The organism is Pseudomonas sp. CFBP13528, assembly GCF_005233615.1.
In the GTDB taxonomy this organism is placed as follows: domain Bacteria; phylum Pseudomonadota; class Gammaproteobacteria; order Pseudomonadales; family Pseudomonadaceae; genus Aquipseudomonas; species Aquipseudomonas fluorescens_AM.
This window is the reverse complement of the sequence record NZ_QGAJ01000006.1, coordinates 82,877-105,524: the sequence shown is the minus strand read 5'-3', so window position 1 is coordinate 105,524 and position 22,648 is coordinate 82,877. Positions and strand designations below refer to the sequence as shown.

19 protein-coding genes are annotated in these 22,648 nt (G+C 56.0%); 5 read left to right on the top strand and 14 right to left on the bottom strand.

From position 1 onward, the window contains the following. Positions 1-100 precede the first annotated feature (100 nt). Positions 101-1,321, bottom strand: coding sequence for an FAD-dependent monooxygenase (locus tag PspCFBP13528_RS14250; protein ID WP_137200441.1), 1,221 nt, complete (start codon positions 1,319-1,321; stop codon positions 101-103). Positions 1,322-1,456: 135 nt separating this feature from the next. Here PspCFBP13528_RS14250 and PspCFBP13528_RS14245 point away from each other — a divergent pair, with 135 nt between their 5' ends. Further along, the gene (locus PspCFBP13528_RS14245; RefSeq protein WP_099603304.1) at positions 1,457-2,374 is read left to right on the top strand and encodes a LysR family transcriptional regulator; all 918 of its coding nucleotides are present in this window, start codon (positions 1,457-1,459) and stop codon (positions 2,372-2,374) included. Between the two features lie 413 nt (positions 2,375-2,787). Continuing rightward, positions 2,788-3,249, top strand: a complete 462-nt coding sequence (gene mobI, locus PspCFBP13528_RS14240) for a conjugative transfer protein MobI(A/C) (protein ID WP_137200440.1) — start codon at positions 2,788-2,790, stop codon at positions 3,247-3,249. A 908-nt stretch (positions 3,250-4,157) separates the two neighbouring features. Here mobI and PspCFBP13528_RS14230 read toward each other — a convergent pair. The 7 genes from PspCFBP13528_RS14230 to PspCFBP13528_RS14200 form a co-directional block, all read right to left on the bottom strand. Beyond that, positions 4,158-6,074 carry a methyl-accepting chemotaxis protein gene (locus PspCFBP13528_RS14230; protein WP_043205934.1) on the bottom strand — a complete coding sequence of 639 codons (1,917 nt, stop codon included), beginning with the start codon at positions 6,072-6,074 and terminating at the stop codon, positions 4,158-4,160. A 209-nt stretch (positions 6,075-6,283) separates the two neighbouring features. Continuing rightward, a complete protein-coding gene (locus tag PspCFBP13528_RS14225) occupies positions 6,284-7,810 on the bottom strand; it encodes an IS66 family transposase (protein WP_137200439.1) in 1,527 nt (508 codons plus the stop codon). Positions 7,811-7,860: 50 nt separating this feature from the next. Continuing rightward, entirely contained in the window at positions 7,861-8,196 is a 336-nt protein-coding gene (tnpB, locus tag PspCFBP13528_RS27840; RefSeq protein WP_015885960.1) for an IS66 family insertion sequence element accessory protein TnpB, read from the bottom strand. Continuing rightward, the gene (locus PspCFBP13528_RS14215; RefSeq protein WP_015885959.1) at positions 8,193-8,510 is read right to left on the bottom strand and encodes a transposase; all 318 of its coding nucleotides are present in this window, start codon (positions 8,508-8,510) and stop codon (positions 8,193-8,195) included. The genes tnpB and PspCFBP13528_RS14215 overlap by 4 nt, the downstream gene beginning before the upstream one ends. A 719-nt stretch (positions 8,511-9,229) precedes the next feature. Next, positions 9,230-10,198, bottom strand: coding sequence for an integrase (locus tag PspCFBP13528_RS14205; protein WP_137200437.1), 969 nt, complete (start codon positions 10,196-10,198; stop codon positions 9,230-9,232). 14 nt (positions 10,199-10,212) lie between these two features. Then, the gene (locus tag PspCFBP13528_RS27515) at positions 10,213-10,362 is read right to left on the bottom strand and encodes a hypothetical protein (protein ID WP_161594762.1); all 150 of its coding nucleotides are present in this window, start codon (positions 10,360-10,362) and stop codon (positions 10,213-10,215) included. A gap of 23 nt (positions 10,363-10,385) precedes the next feature. Next, positions 10,386-10,655 carry a hypothetical protein gene (locus PspCFBP13528_RS14200; RefSeq protein WP_055127889.1) on the bottom strand — a complete coding sequence of 90 codons (270 nt, stop codon included), beginning with the start codon at positions 10,653-10,655 and terminating at the stop codon, positions 10,386-10,388. Between the two features lie 181 nt (positions 10,656-10,836). Between PspCFBP13528_RS14200 and PspCFBP13528_RS14195 the strand changes: the two genes are divergently transcribed. From PspCFBP13528_RS14195 to PspCFBP13528_RS14185, 3 genes are all read left to right on the top strand, one after another. After that, entirely contained in the window at positions 10,837-11,403 is a 567-nt protein-coding gene (locus PspCFBP13528_RS14195; protein WP_137200436.1) for a recombinase family protein, read from the top strand. 134 nt (positions 11,404-11,537) lie between these two features. Continuing rightward, positions 11,538-12,149 carry a hypothetical protein gene (locus tag PspCFBP13528_RS14190; RefSeq protein ID WP_137200435.1) on the top strand — a complete coding sequence of 204 codons (612 nt, stop codon included), beginning with the start codon at positions 11,538-11,540 and terminating at the stop codon, positions 12,147-12,149. Further along, on the top strand, positions 12,150-13,262 hold the full coding sequence (locus tag PspCFBP13528_RS14185) for an XRE family transcriptional regulator (RefSeq protein ID WP_137200434.1): 1,113 nt from the start codon (positions 12,150-12,152) through the stop codon (positions 13,260-13,262). A 168-nt stretch (positions 13,263-13,430) separates the two neighbouring features. Here PspCFBP13528_RS14185 and PspCFBP13528_RS14180 read toward each other — a convergent pair whose 3' ends face one another. From PspCFBP13528_RS14180 to PspCFBP13528_RS14155, 6 genes are all read right to left on the bottom strand, one after another. After that, complete coding sequence (locus PspCFBP13528_RS14180) at positions 13,431-14,621, bottom strand: GIY-YIG nuclease family protein (protein WP_137200433.1); 1,191 nt, start codon at positions 14,619-14,621, stop codon at positions 13,431-13,433. Then, entirely contained in the window at positions 14,608-16,728 is a 2,121-nt protein-coding gene (locus PspCFBP13528_RS14175; protein WP_137200432.1) for a DEAD/DEAH box helicase family protein, read from the bottom strand. Before PspCFBP13528_RS14175 ends, PspCFBP13528_RS14180 begins: the two co-directional genes overlap by 14 nt. Positions 16,729-16,845: 117 nt before the next feature. Next, entirely contained in the window at positions 16,846-19,620 is a 2,775-nt protein-coding gene (locus PspCFBP13528_RS14170) for a DNA methyltransferase (RefSeq protein WP_137200431.1), read from the bottom strand. A 500-nt stretch (positions 19,621-20,120) separates the two neighbouring features. Continuing rightward, positions 20,121-20,687 carry a helix-turn-helix domain-containing protein gene (locus tag PspCFBP13528_RS14165; RefSeq protein WP_241669088.1) on the bottom strand — a complete coding sequence of 189 codons (567 nt, stop codon included), beginning with the start codon at positions 20,685-20,687 and terminating at the stop codon, positions 20,121-20,123. Continuing rightward, positions 20,680-20,919 (bottom strand): AlpA family phage regulatory protein, encoded by a 240-nt coding sequence (locus PspCFBP13528_RS14160; protein ID WP_137200430.1) that lies wholly within the window; start codon positions 20,917-20,919, stop codon positions 20,680-20,682. The genes PspCFBP13528_RS14165 and PspCFBP13528_RS14160 overlap by 8 nt, the downstream gene beginning before the upstream one ends. A gap of 463 nt (positions 20,920-21,382) precedes the next feature. After that, positions 21,383-22,588: an integrase arm-type DNA-binding domain-containing protein gene (locus PspCFBP13528_RS14155; RefSeq protein WP_137200429.1), complete on the bottom strand. Its 1,206-nt coding sequence runs from the start codon at positions 22,586-22,588 to the stop codon at positions 21,383-21,385. Between the last annotated feature and the right edge of the window lie 60 nt (positions 22,589-22,648).

The window sequence follows — 22,648 nt, the reverse complement described above, 5'->3', positions numbered from 1 at the left end:
CTTGGCGCTCCAGCGCGGCGGGCAATGTCATGGGCCACGGTTTACAGTGAGGCGTCTCGGGGCCGGAGACGCCATGCGGTGTCCAGATTGCCACAGTCTTTCAGAGGCGGTACAGACTGCCGAAGTCAGCGCCATCCATCGGCGTGCTGTCCATGCAGCCCGTCATCGGCAAACCCTGTGACCATCCTGTCGCCAAGGCCTGCACGTCACGCAAGGGATCGGACGCCTTGGCGCGTTCATTGCGAATGCGGCAGGTTTCAGGATCAGTGGCAAACAGACCTCGAGCGAAGACTCGACCCTGCTCGGCCAGCTTGGCGGTCTTCGGCCCGCGGATCTCCGCGAAGCGCTGCAAGGCTTCATCAAGGCCGTTCGTTCCTTCCAGGCATCTAGCAAGGTGCCAAGCGTCTTCCAACGCCTGACAAGCGCCCTGGCCCGATGTCGGCAACGGCGCGTGCGCCGCATCTCCCACAAGCAGCACATTAGCCCGGCTCCACGCATGCAGCGGCTCCAAGTCGTGCACGGCAATCATTAGGATGGCGTGCGTCGGCGTTGCCTGGATGATACGGGCGATAGGCTCCGGCCATCCCGCGAACAGATCCTCGATCTCCTTGCGCATATCGGCTGCGGGCGTCGGCCCTGACAATGGCCGCGCCTGCGCCGCTGCCCAGTAGACCAACTCCGGCCGGACCGGCACGCAACCGAAGCGATTGCCCGAACCCCAATAGTCCTGAATCGCTATATCGCTCACCAACGCACTTTCCCCCTGCGCCACACCTATCCAGTTCACAAATCCCTGATAAACCGGCGTGTTATCCCCCGCAACGAACTCGCGTGCCACCGACCCCATACGGCCATCGGCGCCGATAAGCAGATCTGGACGGATACTCACCCCGTTCTGGAAGCGCGCCACCGCTTTGCCATTAGCCTCCAGATCTATCCCCACCGCCCGATGCCCGAACTCCACCGGGATTCCGCTCTGTGCCGCATGCTTCAGCAGCACGGCCTGCAAGTCCCTCCGCAAAATGGTATGAGTCGGATATCCCATTGTCTCGTCCAGCAGCGCGATATCTATGCCCCCCAACGAATTGCCCGCAGCGTCCTGGCGGCGCACTACCACTGGCCGGCCACCCGCTGCCGCGATGTCTTGGAGGAGGTCCAGTTCCTCCAGCACAAAGCCAGCGTTGGGCCAAAGCGTCACGCCAGCCCCCATGGTCGCTGGCCCCGCCCGGCGCTCATATACCCGGGGACTGTGTCCCCGCTTGCGCAAGGCAAGCGCCATGCTCAACCCCGCAATTCCGCCGCCAAGTATTCCGATTTCCACGCTGGATCTCCTATTCAATCCGCCCCAACGCGCCATCGGCGACAACCCATCGGACGAGACAGCATCTTAGATTCCGTCAATGGGGAGAACTATTATGTAAAAATGGGCGACTTTAATACCTTAATCGGGATAATCATGCGCAATGCCCTCGACCTGAACACCGTCCGTGTATACGTGGCGGTCGTCGATGCACAAAGCTTTGCCGGCGCGGCGCGCCTGCTGTCCCTGCCATCTTCTAACGTCAGCCGCCACGTCGCCTCGCTGGAACGCAGATTGGGCGTTCGCTTGCTGGAGCGAAGTACTCGCCACCTGCGCATGACTGAAGCCGGCAGACTTCTCTACGAACGTGCAAAACCTTTGCTCGACTCCTTGCTCTCAACTGAGGAAGAACTTGGCGCGGTGCAGCGTGAACTGCGGGGGCCCTTGAGGATGTGCATGCCAGGCGAAGCGCCAAGGCTACTGGCCCCTATCCTGGCCGAATTCTGTAGCCTCCATCCCGGCGTCGAATTGGAGTGCGACACACGCCTGACCGGTTTAGAAGCGCTCCGGGAAGACGTGGACCTCTCCATCGTCTTCCATCGTGGGCGCCAGGATGACAGCACCATCATCACCCGCGAACTCGCTACGCTACCCAGCATTGTGGTCGCGGCTCCCGCTCTGTTAGCCAAAACGGGAACTCCGCGACAAGTGCGCGAACTAGAGTCCTTGCCGTGCATTACTACACTGAGCGCATTGAAGGGCCAGCCCTGGCTGTTTCTCGACGGCACAGGCGAAATCGTGAAGGTGTCTGTGCGTAGTCGCTATCGTGTCAACAGCGGAGAGCTTGCGTTGGCGGGCGCGCGGCAAGGCATCGGTTTCGCGATAGTGGCAGCCTATCCATGCCAGGAAGATCTTGCCGCGGGCCGATTGCGGGAAGTGTCGCTGGACCTTCGCGCTGCGCCGCTGCAATTGCTTGGCGCGTACAGCCACCGCCATTCCGTGACCGCGCGGGTTCGGGCGTTGCTGGAATTTATACAGCTGCGGTTGGAACGAGTTGGGAGCGGCTCAAGATGAAAGTCGTAATGAGGGCAGCGTCCGAACGGCCGAGGTCCTACCCCGGGTCGTTTTCTGCCTTTCCTGTATGACTGCAATTGGCCGATTTCTGCCTTTCGTAACTGGCAGAAATTGGCCAGTTGCAGCTTGGCAGGGATACACGCCCGCTCGCTGTCATCTGCTTCTAACATGTCGACCTTGTTTCGCACAGGGTCAAGGCTGCCGTCGTCATCTATCGTGCATCCTTTGCACGTTATGTTTTTCTGCGACTGACATGTCGTCATCCGTCGGTCATCTGATGCGAAGCTGTGTCACAGCCTGAGCCAGTCCGCACACTTTCCGTAGATTTCCGACGGTAGAACGGTCTGAAATCGAATCCCGGATGCTCAGCGATCGGTCACCATTTGGCTCTTACAAAGAATAGAGCCTTCGTCATGAGCAAAGAAGCACAAACGATAGTCACCCTGCTGGATCAGCAGTACGAGCAGCTGCTTACGGACGCGAGATGCTTGGTAGCAAGCTATGTGGATACGTCCATGAAGCTGTACAAAAAGACCGGGGTCAAACCTGTTGTGGCCGGCGTATCAATCAAGCAGGTGAGCCCGAATGCGTATTCGATCTACTGGTGCAAACTGGTGCCGCTGCAAGGACAAAAAAACAAATTCGCGCCCCTGACTATTGCCAAGGGGAATGGCAAACATAAATACCCGGCTTCCTCATTTGAGTTTGTTGAATACCCATACCGTCACCTCGTTCTGCAAGTTGAGGGGCGGCTTGCTGAGATTCGCAGAGTTGCGAGCGACAATCGTCAGCTACGTCGGACGTTGGTCGCTTATGAGAAGAAGCTGTCTAGATACCAAGCGCTTAATCATAGCGACCTCTATTCGGGAGGGTAGCGACTGAGTACCTATAAGCAGTGCCGAACAGATTTGACCTGATTGTAAATCCCGAAAGCCCCGTGCAGCTTGGTCTGGCGGGGCTTTCTCGTATCAGCAGTGAACTACGGCGAGATATATTGCTGCGCTTGATCAGGGAAGGCGACGGGTTCGGGCTATAAGCAGTGTAGAGCGCTAAATCTACTCGTTGTCGGCCATCAGCCCATGTAGGCGGGGGCGGAGGCCGTATTTGCTATTAGCAGTGACGCTTACGACCAAGTCAGCCGGCCAGCTTTGATCTGTATTAGTAGTGAAAGGCTTCACTTTCATAAAATAAACATTGGTAGGTACCGGTCCAGCTGGTACCTGTGTCGCGCAGCGGGTGGTGACGGTAACGCGCTACCCCTTACTGCCTCGCTGCTGTTCGAATGCAATGCGGTTCATTACGCAGATGGGAATTGGGTAGCCCTGGATGTGGGTCGTAAGAGCCTCGTTGCCTGCGATCACCATGATGCAGGATAGGCCTCTGCGGAAGCGCATTCCTCGTCCCGAGTAATTGCGCGGGATGATCTCCCATGATTCGTCGTGGTAGTAAAAACCAATGATTTCTGACCAGTGCGATAGGATGCCCGCGCCCATGATGCCCACTGGGGTCAGGCAGAAAATTTCTACCTGGGTTTCCTGCCCAAGAGGTGTAAGCGTCTGCCAAAGTCACCTTGTATGACTCAGAACGGTATAAGCAGTCCTTCAGAAAGCCGTAGGACGGCTGATAATCCATGGCCTGACCTCATCCGGCGTCATGAAAAGCCTCGTTTATCGCGTTGAGCAAAGTAGCCCTTATAGGCGCGTCACCCTCTCACCTACCAATCCTCAAATACCCGAAAGTCATTCTCTCGGGCATTTGAGCATCCGGTAAAAAAACTTGTAACTCAGTTCACCTTGAACCGTCCCACCAGCCCCTGCTGTTGCTCGGCCAAGCGGGCTAACTCGCGGCTGGTGACGGCGGTTTGTTCAGCACCGGCGCTGACCTGGATAACCAGAGTGTTGATGTCGTTTACGTTGCGGTGGATCTCCTCGGCAACCTGACTCTGTTGTTCTGCCGCCGAGGCGACCTGTATGTTGCTGTCGCTGATGGTCGCGATGCCCTCGGCTATTTCTTCTAGCAACTCCCCTGCGCGCACTACGTTGCTCGCGCCTTCTTGAGCCTTCCCTAGAGTTTCCTGCATGGAAGTGGCGGCACGGTCGGAGCCGGATTGCAGATTGGCGATCATCTTCTGGATACTGACGGTGGAATCCTGAGTCTTTTTGGCCAGATTCCGCACCTCATCGGCGACCACGGCAAATCCACGACCCTGCTCACCGGCACGGGCAGCCTCAATGGCAGCGTTCAAAGCTAGCAGATTGGTTTGCTCTGCTACACCACGAATCACATCCAAAACCGAGGAGATGGAATAGCTTTCACCCTTGAGCTCCTCAATGATTCGGGATGTTTGTTCGGCCTGAACCTCAAGCCCTTTGATCAAGCTGATGGTGTTCTCGATTTCAGCCTTGCCCTGCATAGTGCTGGCATTAACGCGCTGCGACATCTCTGCGGCGTCGGTAGTGCTGCGCGCCACGTCTTTGACCGTGGCGCTCATCTCGCTGATGGCAGTGACCACCTGATCGGTGCCTTGACGCTGCTGGACGACGTTATTGCTAGTTTGCAGGGCCACAGCCGAAGACTGCTCGGCGGCGGTCGCGACCTGCGCCGTGGCACTCCCGATCTCACGGATCACTTCACCGATCTGTATGGCCATGTTATCCAGGTTACGCGAGATCTCGCCAAACTCGTCTCTGCCGGTGTAACGGGTTCTGGCAGTTAGGTCACGCGTGGATAGCGAAATAAGGGTGCGGTTCACGTCGACCACAGCGATTTTGATATTGCGAATAATCACCGAAGCGAGCCACAGCACCGCAATCAACATCAGAATGACGGTGGCTATTGCGACATACAGACTGCGCTGGGCATCGGTACGCGCGACATTGGCTAGGCTCACGACCGTCTGGCCCAGTTCAGCCTCGACCTGAGCCATCATGTCGATACGGCTGGTGGAAAGGTTGAACCAGTCTTCGGGTTTGATATTAAGCGGATCGCCTAGAGGCGTATCAAATCCGAGTTTTTGCAGGCGAGCTACATCGACGGATGCGGGCTGTTGTAGAACCGCATCCAGCTTATTTTTGAACACGGCAGGAGCCCAGCGTTGAAAGGCCTCGAAATAGCCGGAGAACTCGCCCATGTTGCGGCTGAAACGTGACAACAGCGGCGCATCAAAACGGTTTTGGTTGAATGCCAGGCCAAGCAGTACACGCTCTCGACCAGAGCGCTCTTTCATGTCTACGAACTGATTGAGTGAACTCAGCCCACGCAGGATTTCCGGATCCTCAATGCTGGTTTCCAGTGAGTAAGAGAAGCCGATCAAATTTTTGATAAGATCGGTGAATCGGGTGCCGGACTCGCCGTTATTGATTGCGAGCGTGTCCACCTGCTGACGCAGTCCGGCCAAACCATCAATTGCGCGCAGCATCTTGTCAGGCGCGATAAGACCCTCGGTCGATTGCGCATGCATCGCGCTCACCGCACGGTCGGTTTCTTGGCGTAAGACTTTCAACTTGTCCTGCATCGTCTTACCACCGCTGCCCAGAAACACGCCGCTTGCGCCGCGCTCACGCTGGATAGTGGTTACTACGTCACTGAGTTTCTGCGCGGTGCCGGTAGCGGTGACCGCTCGGTTCATCTCGCTCAGTGTCTCTCGTTTGTCAGCTACAAAAATCCCGGCGAAGACCAGAAAGCCCAACAGGGGAAACATCAAAATAAGCAGTAGCTTTGTACTCAAAGGAGCATTTCTAAGCATGGCAGGCCTCAGGGCTTGAAGATGTTGTTTAAAGCTATCCAAGGCGAACGTTCTATGAAGTCGACGTCTGATAGAGCCCAGGATGGTTCAGTAGTAGCCTGCCGTAGCCAGTTTTTTCTCCGTTCGGAATGTTTCGGCTGAAACCAGCAAAGCTTTACCTGTAGCTAAGCAGGCGCCCAGCTATGTGGTAGCAGTCGCTCGATCTCGCTGGCCCGCTGCGTCGGCAGCTGCGTCAGCACATCCTTGAGATAAGCATACGGGTCATGCCCGTTCATACGTGCCGACTGGATCAGGCTCATGATCGCCGCCGCCCGTTTGCCGCTGCGCAGCGACCCAGCAAACAACCAGTTCGACCGCCCAAGCGCCCACGGCCGGATCAAGTTCTCGATCTGGTTGTTGTCGATGGGCACAGCACCATCGTCCAGGTAGCGCGTCAGCGCTACCCAGCGTTTAAGGCTGTAATCCAGGGCCTTGGCCGTAGCAGAGCCCTCGGGCACAAGTTCGCGTTGGGCCAGCATCCACTCATGCAGTTTTTCAGCGATGGGCACCGCCGTTTCCTGGCGTAATCGCCAACGGTCTTCGTCGCTCATTTCCTTAGCGTGTCGCTCGACTTCGTACAGCCCGCCAATCGAGTGAAGCGCCTGCTCAGCCAACTGGCTTTTATTCGCGACGTGCAGGTCGAAGAACTTGCGGCGCGCGTGGGCCATGCAGCCGATTTCGGTGATGCCCAGCTCGAAGCTTGCCTTGTAGCCGGCAAAGTCGTCACAGACCAGCTTGCCGCTCCACGTGCCCAGGAAGTTACGCGCATGTTCGCCGGCACGGCTGGGGCTGAAGTCGTAGACCACGGCCTTGAGTGCCGAGAATGGCGTGCTGCTATAGGCCCAGACGTAAGCGCGGTGGGTTTTCTTCTCTCCTGGAGCCAGCATTTGTACCGGTGTTTCATCGGCGTGGACTACGCGCTGGGCCAGCACTGCTTCGCGCAGCGCATCGACCAGCGGCTGAAGCTGCACGCCGGTTTGACCCATCCACTGCGCTAGTGTCGAGCGCGGGATGGCAAGGCCGGCACGGCCGAAGATCTTTTCCTGTCGATAGAGCGGCAGGTGGTCGGCGAATTTGGCCACCATCACTTGCGCCAGCAGGCCGGCAGTGGGGATGCCCTTGTCGATCACCTGCGGCGGCATCGGGGCCTGGGTCAGTGTTTCGCACTGCCGGCAGGCCCATTTCCCACGAACGTGCTGTTCGACGGTGAACACGCCCGGCGTGTAGTCCAGCTTCTCGCTGACGTCTTCACCGATGCGCTGAAGCTGACAGCCGCAAGCGCACTGAGTGTTGTCCGGCTCGTGATGGATCACAGTGCGCGGGAACTGCGGCGGCAACGGCGCACGCTTGGGTTGCTGGCGTGGTTCTATCTGCGCGGGTGCGGGATGAAGTGCTTTTAAGTCGGCCTCGATGGCTTCGAGGTCGGTATTAAGCAGGTCATCGAGCAAGCTGCCTTGCGCCGGGCTGATCTGCTCGCTGCGCTTAGCAAACTTGTGTCGCTTGAGAATGGCGATTTCGTGGGTGAGCTGCTCGATGATCGTCTCATCACGATGGATCTTTCTGCCCATGGTGTCGACCTTGGACATCAGCTGCGCAGCCAGCGCGCGCAGTTGTTCAGGGGGCATTTGATCGAGATCGGGCAAAGAAGTCATGCCGTGGATTTTACCAAAGCAGTCCTCCGGTCACAGCTATAAGCCAGGTATTAGAGCAATGTAATTGCGCCGCCTGCACCTACTCGCTGCCAAGGCAATCCAAGTACCAGCGCCTGGAGTTGTTCGGGGTCGAGTTCGACCTCCGCGCCAAGATGGATGCCCGGCCAATGAAACTTGCCCTGATTCAAACGTCGCGCCGCTAGCCAAATACCAACGCCGTCATGCACCAGCACCTTTATGCGGTTGGCCCGGCGGTTGGCAAAGAGGTAGGCGCAGTGCGGCTTCGCCGCACCGAACACGGCAACCACCCGGGCCAGTGCAGTGTCAGTGCCGGCCCGCATGTCCATGGGCTGGGTGGCGAGCCAGATGGAGTCGATACGAATCATTGGGCCAGGCCACGGATAAAACACGCGCAGCCGTCCGGATCTGAGGCTGGCCATTTTACGGTGACGGATTTATCGCCCAGAACCAGTGAGATGATCACCGTCTCTTCTGTTGCGCGCTTGGGTGCAGCTTGTACGGGGATGAAGGCCGGCAGAGTTGCGGGTGATTGATCCCGGTAAATCGGTAGCCACTTGCGGATCACGTTGGCGTTGATGCCGTGATGGATGGCTACGCTGGAAATCGTCGCTCCAGGTTGCAAGCATTCCTGGACGACCTGGGCTTTAAATGGTTTGGGGTAAGAGCTGCGTTGGCGCATGGAAATCCTGGCGATAAGGGTGATCGCGTCCGCTTAAAATACGCGGACACCATCGCCCTAAATACTGGAGTTCGGTAGGTGTGTTCGCCATCCGCTTACCAAGAGGTACAGCGTAAACACGACCGTTTGGTGCAATAGGTGGGAAGTACAGCCCGTTACCGAGGTGACGAAATTCCATGCTTGTGTTCCGGATAGATGAGTCGCTAGACACTCTCCGGTAGCTTTCGGAAAACCCAAGATCAGATGTTGCCTGCGAGTCGGTGCACGGGTTTTAGCGTACTGCGCAAGCTAGCTCGCCACATGGAGGGCGTGCATGTTGCTGATCTATACGCTTCGGCGCTCCGGTAACTTTCGCTAGGCTGCGGAAATTGACAGCCCTTCTGAAGTCATCCCATGACCTCATAGGCTTGGGGAAGTACTGCGTATCGCAGCGGTAGGGTGCCTTGCCGATGGATTTGGGACGCGCCCGCTGCCAATGGGCAGCGGACAGTTTGTTGCAGGTATCTGGTCGCTCCGCTGAAGGCTCAATCGTCGCCGTGCTTCTTGTCCAGATACGCTGCGACCATATAGCCAATTGCACCTGCAATAGTCAGCACACTTATGACGGCAAGCACGGCATATACAAGCAACTCAAAGCGATCCATACCCTGACTCCTTTGATTCGAGGTCTGCCAAGGTTAAGGGCGTCTGATCTAATCCCAAATCTGCTGTGCGATGGCTTAGCGACTGATAGCAGCGGCTTCCGTCCGCAGGTCGGCTCGGGCACCGACGTACGCATCAGTTTCCCAAATACGCATATTCCCGAGCTCGTAGGCGACGTGATTCCGAGCCTCCAGATCCTCATCGTGGGGAGCTTTTCCCTCAAGAATTGGGGCGTGGTGACCAGACAATCGCCGGTAGAGCTCGCAGGCATATGCCGCGCGACAATCATCAATATTTAGTCCGTGAGAAAGTAAAAGCTCTTGCGCTGCAGGTAGGTTCTTTAATTTCCATGTGCGCCAAGCTGCTGGTGTCGCGTGACTGCTGCCCTGAATTTTTTGAAATGCCGCGGCCTTCTCCAAAATTACAATTTGCTCAGGGGCAGAGATATTAATGATCCGATGCTCATGTTTATCTTTGCTGAACACATAAAAGATGTTTTCTTCTTCGGCGTCCTTGTGAGCGTCTTCTGCGTCGAAGAAAAAAGCCTCAAGCAATGACATGCCAAGGTATCGAACTGACCTGATTAATGTTGCTAGCTGCTCTGAGTAGAGAGCCTGAATATCCACCATCGCGGCTTCAAACTTAGTTCGGTCAAGACTGCGCGGTACGGTGATCCGTGCATGGCTTGGAAAGCCAAGACGGCTACCGACGTTAGCCGCTGCGCCTTTCCAGCGCCCATTAGTTGCGAAGCCCATTACTGAATATACAGTCTCAAGCAGGCCAGACACGTTTTGCAGCGGGAGATTTCCTTGGTATGCCTGGGTGTAGAGCTCTTCCCCGTACTCCCTCACCAATTTTTTATTGACGAATTCCAGGATGTCTACCTCATGAGACTCGTAGGCATAAACACTAAACTGCGCCCATTGCTGGTCGTGGATCATGGCCTCGTGCTGACTGAGAAGCCCGCGCCGGACTGCCTGCCTGAGAATTGCCGAGCCGGCTCTGGTCAAGTTCCGATCAAAATGTGAGTGGAAACTCTGCTTCATAATCATTTCTCCATTCAGCTCAGGTGCTGAGCTGCGAAAAGAAATGTTGAGCGAGAAAAAATATCCTGGGCTTCGTTTTCGGTCGCTTTCAGCGCCTGAAATTGACGAGCCCGTCCGTCCCTTAAACGGTCAGAAAAGAAGAAAGCGGCCGAAGCCGCTTCCATCTGTCAACACCTAGCGAATTCGATTAGCTGTTTTTGCCATTCAGGTGACGGTTAACGGTTGGCTGACTTTTGCCAGTGATTCGCTCCATTCGGCCCGCTTTGATGCCTTGATCCGCCAGTGACTGGCAGAAGGCGTCGCGCTGCTGCATGGTCAGGGCATCAAAAAATGCCTTGTTGACCTTGGACTGCTCAGTTTCAAGAACGGCAAAGCCCTTGTCGATGAATGAAGCCATCTCCTGCTTGATCTCGTCGAATAGACCGCCAGCTCCGCTTCCTGTGACTTCTGTGCCCATTTTGAGCCTCCTGTGAATTGAAATATGGTCTGATTCTATTCATGGTAAATGGGGCTGTCAACGAGGTGGTTGTACATAAAACGGTCGTTTATGGCACACCTATTCCAGATGATCTTTTGGACTTGGGATTTACCGCTTTCCTGTCACTTTTCCTGTACCGAAATCAGTGTGAGAAAAACGTATGGGAAAGCGGATTGGATATGCCCGAGTGTCGACTGATGATCAGAACCTCGACCTGCAGCGAGATGCACTTGCTCTGGCTGGGTGCTCAATAGCCTACGAGGAGACCATGAGCGGCAAGTCGGCGGACAGGCCGGAGCTGAGGCATTGTCTCAAAGCTCTGCGCAGTGGCGACACTTTGGTCGTATGGCGACTGGACCGCCTTGGCCGCTCCTTGCCTGACTTGGTTGGGATCGTCAGTCGGCTGGACCAGGAAGGGGTGGGGTTCGAGTCGATCAACGAGCGAATCGAAACCACCAGCGCCGCCGGCAAGCTGATCTTTCATGTGTTCGCAGCCCTGGCCGAGTTTGAACGCAACCTGATTCGAGAGCGTACCCGCGCAGGGCTGGCGGCGGCTCGCGCTCGAGGACGTAAAGGTGGTCGTAAACCTGCGTTGGAAGATGCTCAAGTCCGCGAAATAAAGGCTTTGCTCAAAGATCCACAGATTCAGGTTAGCAATGTAGCCAAGCGATACGGGGTATCGAGAACAACGTTGTATCGGTACGTCGGTAAGACTGGGCCGAGATAACTTGCACCTGGCAGCACATGAAACTGCGACCAGGGGATTATGAGCATCAGGACACGAAGGTTGACAGAAGCGATAATTTGCACAAAAATCCTGGTTGACAGTACCTGTGTTTTGCACGCTTTATGGAGAGGCCCATGCCCCCGATCCAACACCCAAGTGAGCTGGAACCGAAGCTGAAGCCGGAATACGTCGAGCTGATCTGCAATAACGCTCTGGATGCGGCTTACCGTGCGTTGGAAGTCACCTCTACGGATGACGATACCAACTGGACTATGGGAACACTTCCGTATGGCCGCGTCCACGGCCGGTTCAAACGCCTCCACCGCGATCCGGCCCTTCCGTGGCTGCTGCTCACTAACCGCACCATGGACTTCACGCTGAGTGTGAATGGCGTGCTGATGCAGGTGGTAATGGACGATCCCGAGGTCAGAAAGAAAGGGTATCGACTGCAATCCAACCGAGTTGAGCTTTACCAGGCTAGCTTGCTGGGGCCTGCGATCGACAAGAACATTACTTGGCGTTTGTATGTCGATACTGACGGCAACTTTGACGGGCCGACGCTGACTGCTTCGATTCTGGGCTTCGATACCAACCGGAACGTCGTATGTAAGTGGGTGCATGACTACGTTCCTCTGTTTGCTCCTCGTACCACCGAGCTTCCACAAGAGGTGGCAATCGATGAACCATTAGTCGCTCGCCGGGACAAAGATGCAGACCAGAACGCAACACGAGATGCTGATCAGTAAATGAATGACAGAACAGGCTTTCTGCCTCTTGGCGACGAGTTTTCGCCCGACAAGCTCCGTCTCGCTAGATGCGCGGCGGGGCGTTCGCTCGCCGATATCGGAGAGCTCTTGGGCGTTACCCGGCAATACGCGCACAAGCTGGAAGTCAATGCGATTCCTTCTGGCACCCAACTTGCCCAGCTATCTGAAGCCTTGGGCGTGCGCGAGAGTTTTTTCTTCACGCCACGACGCGGTTCGGTGGAGTTGGAGCAATGCCATTTTCGAAGCGTCCGATCCTCCTCGCAGACTCTCAAGAAGACCATTGCGGCTCAGGTCGAGATGTTTGAGCTGCTGATTGACGAGTTGGATAAGGAGGTTGCCTTTCCTGCAGTGAGTTTCAGCATGCTTGAGGAGCCGGTATCCGGTATCAACAAGATCGAGCAGGTTGCTGAAAAATTTCGCCGTGAACAGGGCCTGGGGATCGGCCCCCTGTCTAGTGTGACCAAGCTGGCAGAAAAAGTTGGAGTGCTGGTGGTGAACCTGGCCGAAGCCGATGACAAGGTCGATGCGTTCTCGTTGTCCAACAAACGACCGTTGATCGTGAGGAACACCGCAAAGGTGAATCCATGCCGGCAACGTTTCGACCTTGCCCATGAAATGGGCCATTTGGTGATGCACCAAGGTATTGAGACCGGTTGCCGCCTTACTGAGGATCAGGCTAACCAGTTTGCCAGTGCTTTGTTGATGCCCCGGGCAAGTTTCGCATCAGAGTTTCCCCCTATGCGAGGAAAGTACCTGAACTGGCCGGCACTCAAGGATATGAAGCTTCGTTGGAAGGTAAGCTTCAAGGCGCTCATTTTCAGGGCTCACACCCTCAATCTGCTCACCGCCGAACAAGCTAAATCGGGCTTCACGTATCTCAATCGAAAGGGTTTCACGAAGCACGAAGAGTTTGACGAGTTGATCCCTATGGAGTCGCCTATGCTGGTACAGAGGGCGATCAATCTCTTGGATTACGGTACCTGGAAGCGGGTGTTGACAGCTGCCGGGCTTACGGCAGAGATGGTGACCAGGCAGTACATGCTGGATGTACCGTCATCTCCTTTGCGACTGGTCGAGGCTAACGTAGGTTAAGTCACGATGAAACTGCCTGAGGCAGCCCGCGTGCCGGCACTCACATGGATGCGCATACAGCCGTCAATTATGACGCGGCAGGCGCTCGTGTAGTTTGCAACCCTAGAGGGTATCCGGGCGAAGAGACTGGCTTCCGCCCGGATTTGATCGTCACGCTTTAGCTGCGCCTTAGCTGATCAAGCGAGCCGTCTGCGGATCGTACGCGACACCGGTAATCGACCCATCCCGAATGCGCTCAACCGCTTCGTCGATCACATGCAGCGGTACCAGGAACCATTCCCTCGGCTTGACCGGATTGCCGAAGCGGTCATCGATGGTCAAGTCCAACTGCGCTGCGCCGAACAGGCGGTGGAAGATGTTTTCTAGCCGGGTGCGGTTCAGGTTGTGAAGCTTGTAGGTTGCGACCACTTCCACATCTGCCAGCAGGTAGGTGGCATCCTTCGCCGCGGCGGCGATGCGGGCTTCCACCTTGCCACCGGTCACGCCAATCTTGTGGATCAGCTCGCGGTGCTCGGCTACGAAGGGGTGGCTGGACTGGCTGCGCAGCACATAGATAGTGCCGCTTTCTATGTCGTCCGGCTCGGCTATGTCGCTAAACAGTGGGCCTGAATCTACCCTGATGAGCCGAGATCCGGCACGTCCCTCACTGTCCTTGTAGAGCGCCCGCTGCAGGGATCGTAGTAGAAGATCGCTTTCCGTCTCATTGGAGTAAATGACGCGCAAACGCCCATTCGTCTCCGCGTTCGGCGTCTTGTAGGTGTCGCCCACCTCGGCGACATAGGCAATGAGTCCGCTCAGAATGAAGAAGTCCCCTGCCTCGATGCTGGCGTTCTTGCCAAAGGGCTTGGTTATCCACAGGTTTTGTTTTAGGCCGGCTTCAACCTCATCAAAAAGTGGTTTGAAGCTCTCGAAGTCTTTACATGGGTTCCGGGCTGCAATTTCTTCTGCCGCCTTTATTGCCGCACTTGAACGCACATGCCGCAGCACGGTGATGTCGTCCAGGTCGACGGGCTCACTGCCGATGCCTAGCTCGGCGAGCAAGGCGTCCTCATCCAGGTCACCCACATTTACCGTGGCTACCGCATTACCTGGCAGTAGGCCGTGACTATCCAGGCCGGCCAGTAGGGTTTGTGCCTCCGGCAGCCTGCGTAGCTGATCCAGACGCACTGCGTACAAGCGTTCAAAGATGTCGCGATCTTCGCCATGCAGTGGGGCGCGGCCGTGGGTCTGATAGAAGCGCTGAATGTCCTCGAAGCCAGCGATGATGCGTTCTTCGCGAGGGGTTCGAGTGGCAGCCTTTAGGGGAGCGATTTCAAGGCCAAGCTCAGCGAGCAGTTCGTCCTCATCAATTTGACTCATCGATCACCCCACTTTGTTTCGCTGCCAACTCCTGAGCTTTGTAGCGCATGAAAGCAACAAGGCCTTCGGCCATACGCTTTTCCCAGGCATCTGCAGAGTTGATGTCTGGAAGGCGGCCTCGCTCGCGCTTGAAAGTTCTAGCGCGATCTGTAAGTTCAACCGCCTCATCACGAGGAATGCTCACTTTCTTGGCCGCAATGCTGGCCTGCACCTGGCGTAGGGACTTCTCATCCATCGCCTTCGCCAGTACCGCATAAGCTGCCTCGAAGGGGTTGATGCGGTCGATCAGGTCAATGTCCAGCTCGCGTACGTTAACGAACTTGCGCACGCCATCCAGCAGAGCAGTGCTGCCTTGTACAACGTCACTCCCGTTGGCGTCGGCCTGAGCCAACATCAACTTGGCCTGCTGGGTAATGTTCATGGCGGCGATAGCGTGTTGGCGGATGGCTTCCTGGTCGACGTCGCTCAAGTCCGGGTAACGCTCGCGCACGATCTTGCCCATGCGCAGTTGGGTCAGCTCTTCTGGCAGGGTGTTTTCCTTGTCGAACAGGCCGCGCTCCAGCACGGTTTTATCCTGCAGGAAGCTGGTTACTACTTCGTTCAAATCTTCTTTGCAGATGCGCGTGGCTTCTGTGCTCTGCGGTGTGGTCAGGCCGTTAATCTCGACATGGAATTGGCCCGTGGTTTCATTCACGCCTAGATTAGTGCCGCCTGCTTGGTACCCCTCTGGCCCGTAATTGAAGCCTTCTTTCGGCCCGGTATCTTTCGGGGTGAACTCATAGCGCGGGGCCAGCACCTGTTCCATCAGCAGGCTGGCGGAAATGGCTTTGAGCATATCGTTTACCGCTTCGGCTACAGCAGCTTGATCAGCCATAGGTTCGGCGATCAGGTTGGTGAAGCGCGAGCGCTCCTTACCCTCGGCGTCGCGGGTGGCGCGGCCAATAATCTGCACGATTTCAGTCAGGCTCGAACGGTAGCCGATGGTCAGCGCATGTTCGCACCAGATCCAGTCAAACCCTTCCTTCGCCATGCCCAGCGCGATGATCACATCCACATTGTCGCGGTTGTTCTTCTGCGCCGGGTCTTTCAGTGCGCCGAGCACTTTGGAGCGTTTGCCTGGGTCGCTATCATCCACCAGGTCGGCCACTCTCAGCGTGCGACCGTCTTTGGCTTTGATCAGGTGAAAGCCGGTGGCCGGGTCTACACCCTGCCAATCACCCAGCGCGCTCATGATCTCGTTAACCTCGCGCTCCTTGTCCTTGAGGCTCTCACGGGCATTTACGTTTGGAATGTGGACGATGGTTTTCAGCGCCGGGTCCAGCACCTTTGCGACCGCATCCACGTACCGGCCGGTGTAGAAGAAGTAGCCAATATCCAGCGACTTGAGCCAGCGATAGCCGTTGAGCTGCTCATAATAGGTGTACGTCACCGTCTCAAATTTGTTCTCTTCCGACGGAGCCAGCACGGCCTCGCTGTCTCCACGGAAGTAGGAACCGGTCATGGCAACCAGGTGCACCTTGTCGCGGTTGATAAACGCGCTCAGTTGGCTGCCCAGTTTGTTGTCTGGGTTGGCGGAAACGTGGTGGAACTCGTCGATGGCAATCAGGCGGTTATCGAAGGCGTCGATACCCAGCTCTTCCACAGCAAAGCGGAAGGTGGCATGGGTGCAGACCAGCACCTTATCGCCGCTGTTTAGAAAGGCGCGCACCGCATCTACCTTGGACTTGGCTACACGCGGCTCATCGATGCCAGGGGCATTACACAGGTTCCACTGCGGGGCCACCTGCCAGTCCCAGTAGAAGCCATGCTGGCTCAGTGGCTCATCGGCGAAGCTACCGCCAATGGAGCGCTCGGGCACTACGACGATGGCCTGTTGCAGGCCCTGGTTATTCAGCTTGTCCAGCGCGATAAACATCAGGGCGCGGGACTTGCCCGATGCGGGTGGCGATTTGATCAGCAGGTACTGTTCGCCGCGCTTGGTATAGGCACGTTCCTGCATGGTGCGCATGCCCAGCTCGTTGGCCTTGCTGGATGCTCCAGTATGCGCTGTAGCGATGGATACCGACGGCACCGTGTAGCTGTTGGTCGGGTTGGTAGTGTTAGTCACTGTGATTCTTCCTCCATGAGGGTGCCGTCGCCCGGATATTGTTGATGCGGCCTTTGAGGTCAGCAAACCACTCGCGATAGCCTTCGAGTGGTGTAGTCAGGCTAGCAGGGGTGTTGCTCATGCCTTTTTTCCCCGTGATTTCTTCGGCGCGACCTTTGCTGTTTCCACTGTCATCTTGGTGTATAGGTCAAACAGCTTTTCCAGTCGTTCGGTGTCGTTTCTAAAGCGGCGACCGATATAGATACGCTCCAGCACTTCATCGTTGCGCTCATGGGCGCGACGCAGGTTTTCCGGCATGGTGTCCGGGTCGTACAGGTCGGCGATAGTGGCGGGGAAGTGGGCTTCGCGGGCAAGCAGAATATCCTCGGCACAGCGAGTCAGGTCAGTCTTGTTCTGTTCGGTGAGCAGGGGGACGGGAAAGGTGTTCCAGCCAAGGGTGTTCGAGTATCGAAAGTCTGTTTTAAGCTTGCCGCAGACTGTCCCCACCCAGACTAGGTGAAGTCGCGATGCAATTAGCGCGATGCTCCAAATGGGGGCGCTATAGATCACAGATGCTAGGTTTGAGACCACTGTGGAGTAGTCCGTGATCTCGCAAGGCAAATATGGCCTACGCTCTGAAGAGGCGTTCGGGACTGCAACTGCTCGGTGGCTACTGTGGGGCGCAAATACGAAACGATGCGGTGTATTGGCGTTGTCGTTAGCTTGCACGCCATCACTACTGAGTCGCTGTTGCCGCACCCTTTCAAAGCGAGTTCGAAATTCCTGAATTTTGCTGGCTTCTGGTAGTTCAGCGTCTTCCACCCAAATACACCAACGACTGCCCCCATTGATTAGCTCTCGCGAGCCGACGTAGTGCTTGATGAAGTGGGCTGCCTCTGGATTCCTTGCCAGTATTTGGTCCTTTTCCTCTGTGGAGAGGACCAAGGCTCCGCCATCAGTCGGCTTATTCCCGGACTGCATGTGTCCGATCTCTGAGAGTGCGCGTGACCTCTTCGCCACGATCACCGTATCAGTGGGAACAAGATAAGGGCTGATATTTGGCACGCTCCGTACGGTTTCCTCATCAAAGAGTTTTTTCTCGCCCATTGGTCGCGAGGAAAGCCCAAGAATTACACAGGTAACCGCAGCTTTATTGCTTGCGAGATTGCTCCAAAGAAAGGAAGTGTGTGCGAAAAATATAAAGTTCCCCTCTTTGAAAACTAGTGGCCACAACATGCCGACCTGCTCGCCTTGCGTAACAGAGTTGGTTGTAACAAACGCACTTGAAGAATTTGTAAGCCTGTTGAACTGCGCTGCTTTAAGAACGAAGGCGGCAACATAGTCTAAATCCTTGTAGCTCTTGAGGACGGGCGAAAATATACGGGCCATATCCTCTTTTTGCTCTGCTGTCTGATTTACGCTCCCTTGGTATGGGGGATTTGCACAAAGATAAATCTCACCACCTTCATTTTCGAAATCTATTTCAGTTTGATCCAGTGGTGTATCAAATAAGTCGTCCGCCACTAGCTTCACACCAGTGCGGTGAGCATCCATCAGGCTCAACCAATCTAGGCGTAGCGCATTGCCGCAAACAATCCAGTTCTGCGCGTTCAGCGGTAGAAATTCGGCCAATGCGTCCTGCTGACCGCGATACAGCACGTCGCACTGAAACTCTGCAATGATCAACGCGAGACGGGCAATTTCTGCCGGAAAGTCTCGCAACTCGATGCCGCGGAAATTTGTCAGAGGGACTTCCGATTTGTTGTTGGCCTCGCCTCGGCGACGATTGATCTCCGCCTCGATCTCGCGCATCTGCTTGTAGGCGATAACCAGGAAGTTGCCGGAGCCGCAGGCGGGGTCAAATACGCGGATGCGTGCCATACGCTTGCGCAAATTGAGCAACTTGGTTTTGTTATCACCTGCAGCGTCCAGTTGTGCCCGTAGATCATCCAAAAACAGTGGGTTCAACACCTTGAGGATATTGGGTACGCTGGTGTAGTGCATGCCCAGCGCGCCGCGCTCCTCCTCGTCGGCCACGGCCTGGATCATGCTGCCAAAAATGTCTGGGTTGATTTTTTTCCAGTTCAGCCTGCCCGCGTGCAGCAGGTAGGTACGTGCAATCCGCGTAAAGCGCGGCACTTCGGTGCTGCCAGAGAACAAGCCGCCATTTACATAGGGGAAGGTGTTGGCCCAATTTGGTAAGCGCGGTTGAACGGTCGTGCGCTCAGCTAGCTTGATGTTCATGGCTCGGAAGATTTCCGACAGCACCTGATCGGTGTTGGAACCATCGCGTTCGCTGTACTGCTCAACCGTCTTGGTAAACAGGCCATCGCCATTGAAGATGTCGGTGTCTTCGGCAAAGAAGCAGAACACCAGACGCGCCATAAAGTGGTTCATGTCGGCGCGACGCTCGGCCTTGGCCCAGTCCGGGTTCTCGTTCAGCAGTTCGACGTACAGCTTGTTCAGGCGGCTGGTGGCGCGCACGTCGATGGGGTTGTCCTTGATCTCCTTGATGGTGGAGATGCCGGCTAACGGCAGCAAGAAACCAAAGTGATTGGGAAGGTCTGAATAATCGCAGGTGATGGTTTCACCTGTGATCAGCTCCTCAGCCTCTACGGTTTGCCCGTCGGTAGCGAAGACGAACTTGGCTTTAGCTTTAGTGGTAGCCGGGCTGGTACGCAAAGCCTTGAGCGTTTCGCCCACGGTGCCGGGCTCGCATGCGGCGATATGAATGTTATTGCGCAGTAGTACGCCGCCGGGTACGTCCGATGCGTTGTTGTTGCCGGCGCGCAGGCGCTTGATTTCCGCATCCTTTCTGCCAAATGCAGCCAAGAAGGTGAGCGGAAACTCCGCTGCGTCAAAGGGCTCTAGGGCCAGATCCGATATGGCGGACTCAATTTCTACTGCATTCATGGTTTACCACTGTCTAGATCGCTGATGCGCGAAGGCGGCGAGTTTAGCGCTAAAATTTGGGGTGATGGCTACATTCAGGTCGGCACATGCCGCTCTGTCGGCTTGGCTTGGCGTCGACTCAGCCCTGCTCAGCCGCATCGGTCTATGCCGGATGCCACTGGATGCGACAGCCGGGCGTCCTGAGCCTGTGAGCGGTGAATCAATCACTGCACGATGCTGGGATGATAAAGGAAGGCGCTTCTGTAATGCTAAAAAGCCTCAGATGGCAGAACTGGCGGGATTCGTCGAATCGAGTTTACGGTAGCTGTTCGTAATCCAATAAGGCTTCGGCGCGTTCGCTCAGGAGGCTGTGTCGCCTCCAGAGCTTCTCTTTTTTATTTTCTCTTTCTTTTTAGCGGCTCAGCCTGAGCTGGATTCCAGCACTATGTAGCTCTAGGTGAGCTAATTCGTGATCAATCACAGCTCAGGCGGATATGTATCACTCTGAGCTGTGCATAACTTCATTGCGAGTTTTTGAGGTGCCTGCGCAGGGTTTCACGGATACCAGGAGGCAAACGATCGAGGTCAATTTGTAGTGATGAGCTATCGACTTGGGCGTTACCACCAGCCAGGTTGATTTGTATATTCAGGCGCTCGATATTCAGTATCTGTGTACTTACAAGATCGCCAGCGGTCATGGCTTTTTTGAGCTCAGAAACGGTGTGCTGGGCGCGGCTTGGCACGTAATCCCAGGTTGCGACGGTATGAGGTTGGCCGTTTTCGAGGAGCTGAACCTTTTCACGTAGGTTGTATTGATTGGCTCGACCGCACTTTTTCTTTGCGATAAGGCCAGCCCCTTCGAGAATCCCTAGTGCCCGTTTGACCTGTGCCTGACTGACTCCCGACTGTTCGGAAATCCGCTGGATGCCTGGCTTCGATAAGCCATCGTCGAAATTGGCGTGTGCCTTGATGACGGCATAAACCGTGAATGCGTGCGGCCCTATTCGGGCGACATCACCCTGATCGATCATAGCCCTAAAGACATGAAACCACTGGGTCTGCGCGCGCAGGGCGGGGGGATTAGCCATTGTTATGCCCTCCACCCAGCTGTACACGCGGCCGGCTCAGGATCCAGGCAGATATCTCCGTGCTGAGCCAGCCAACCGATCTGCTGCTGCCTAGATCATATGGAGCAGGGAATTTTCCCGCTGCTATATCGCGATAGATCGTGGATCGCTTTTTACCGACCGCTAGCTCAACCTCGGGCAGGCGAAGGAAGCGCGGTTCCTCCGGGCTGGGTTCAATAGTTCGTGCTGACATTTGATTGGTGCTCAGACGGTGGCGTTGCAGCAGTCCTCAAGTGCTGCGATACGCATATGTGTTGGGAGTGGCGCTCGGGTTTTCCTACTGCAAAGCAGGGGCGTTTGTTGTGACCCGTGTTACGGGTCTCCGAGAGTTATTGCCGGCGACAGCTGTGCGGATGACAGCTGAAGCTGTGTCTTTGGCGTTGGGGGAGAGGAAAGACCCTGCTGGTACGGAATAGGACTCCGTAGGTTTCTTAGCAGCATTATTGCTGCAGGCGAGCAGGTGCAGAAGGCCCTGCGAGATGCTGGCGATACCCCGATGAGTTAGCCAGAAAATCCATTTGCTAACAGCAGATGGACTTCAAATTCTTAACGCCGTAACCGGGGCAGCGCGACGATCCCAAGGAGTCCTATGAACGTCCGAGGTACGCCTGATTTTTACCAAGCGGGGACCGGTATTGCAAGCCCAAGCAATGAGCTCAGGACTTGATTGCATCTAGGTAATCTGACCAGCGCTGCATCATGTCGCGGCGCTCTGGCAGAAATGATGTTCGGTCATATGCACGGCCCAGTGGATTTTTTACCGTGTGAGCAAGCTGATGCTCCAGAAGATCGGGGCGAAATCCCAGCACCTCTGCACCTATGGTTCTCGCTGTCGCACGAAAGCCGTGCCCAGTCATTTCGTCGCCGCTGATGTCCATGCGGCGTAACGCACTGAGTACGGCATTGTTGGACATCGGCCGGTCGCCTCCTCGTGCCGAGGGGAAGGCGTACCGATGTCTGCCGGTGAGTGGTTTCAGCTCGTGCAGAACCGCTACTGCTTGTTGGCTGAGAGGAACCAAATGATCCGGCCGATCCTGTTTGGTGGCAGTGAGCCCTTTCATCTTGTGGCCGGGAATCAACCACTCGCCCGCATCCAGATTGACCTCCGACCACTCCATGTGGCGCAGGTCACCGGGCCTGCAGAACAGCAACGGGGCCAGTTTGAGTGCACAACAAACAGGCATCGTTCCGCTATAGCTATTCAGTGCTTTAAGCAGTGCGCCGAGTTTTTCAGGATCGGTCACGGCAGCAAAGTGTTTCACCCGCTTGGCTGGGAGCGTACGAGAGAGATTCCCAATCTGGTTGGGTGGGGTGATACCGGCAGCTTCGGCGAACTCAAAAATCTGTTTGTAGATTTGAGCTACACGACGTGCCGTCTCGCGAGCACCGCGCTTGATGATGCGCTGCAGGTTTTCGACCAGCATGGGCGTGCTAATGCTGCTGATCGGGAGTTTTCCCAGCCAGGGGAAGGCATTGAGCTCAAGGCGCTGCCGCACCGTGCGGGTGTACTCCGGATCCCAGGATGATTCGCGAATGGTGAGCCATTGCTTAGCGACCGATTCAAAGGTGTGTTGGTGATCGAGCTGGCTGACCACCTTGGCCATGCGTCTTTGCAACGAAGGGTCTTGTCCGCCGGCAAGCTGAACACGAGCGTCATCACGTTTGCGACGGGCCTCCTGCAAGCCGACCTCTGGGTAAACACCAAGAGCCAGGCGTTTTTCCTTTCCCAGAAAGCGGTACTTCAAGCGCCAGTAACGGCCTCCATTGAGCTGTACTTCCAGGTACAAACCTTGTTCGTCGTAAAGGCGGTATGGCTTGTCCTGGGGCTTGGCGTTGCGGCAGTTGGTGTCTTTCAGGGGCATTGGGGGCACATCCTCTCCGAGCGAGCTGATGAGCGTTTTATGCCCCCATATATGCCCCCG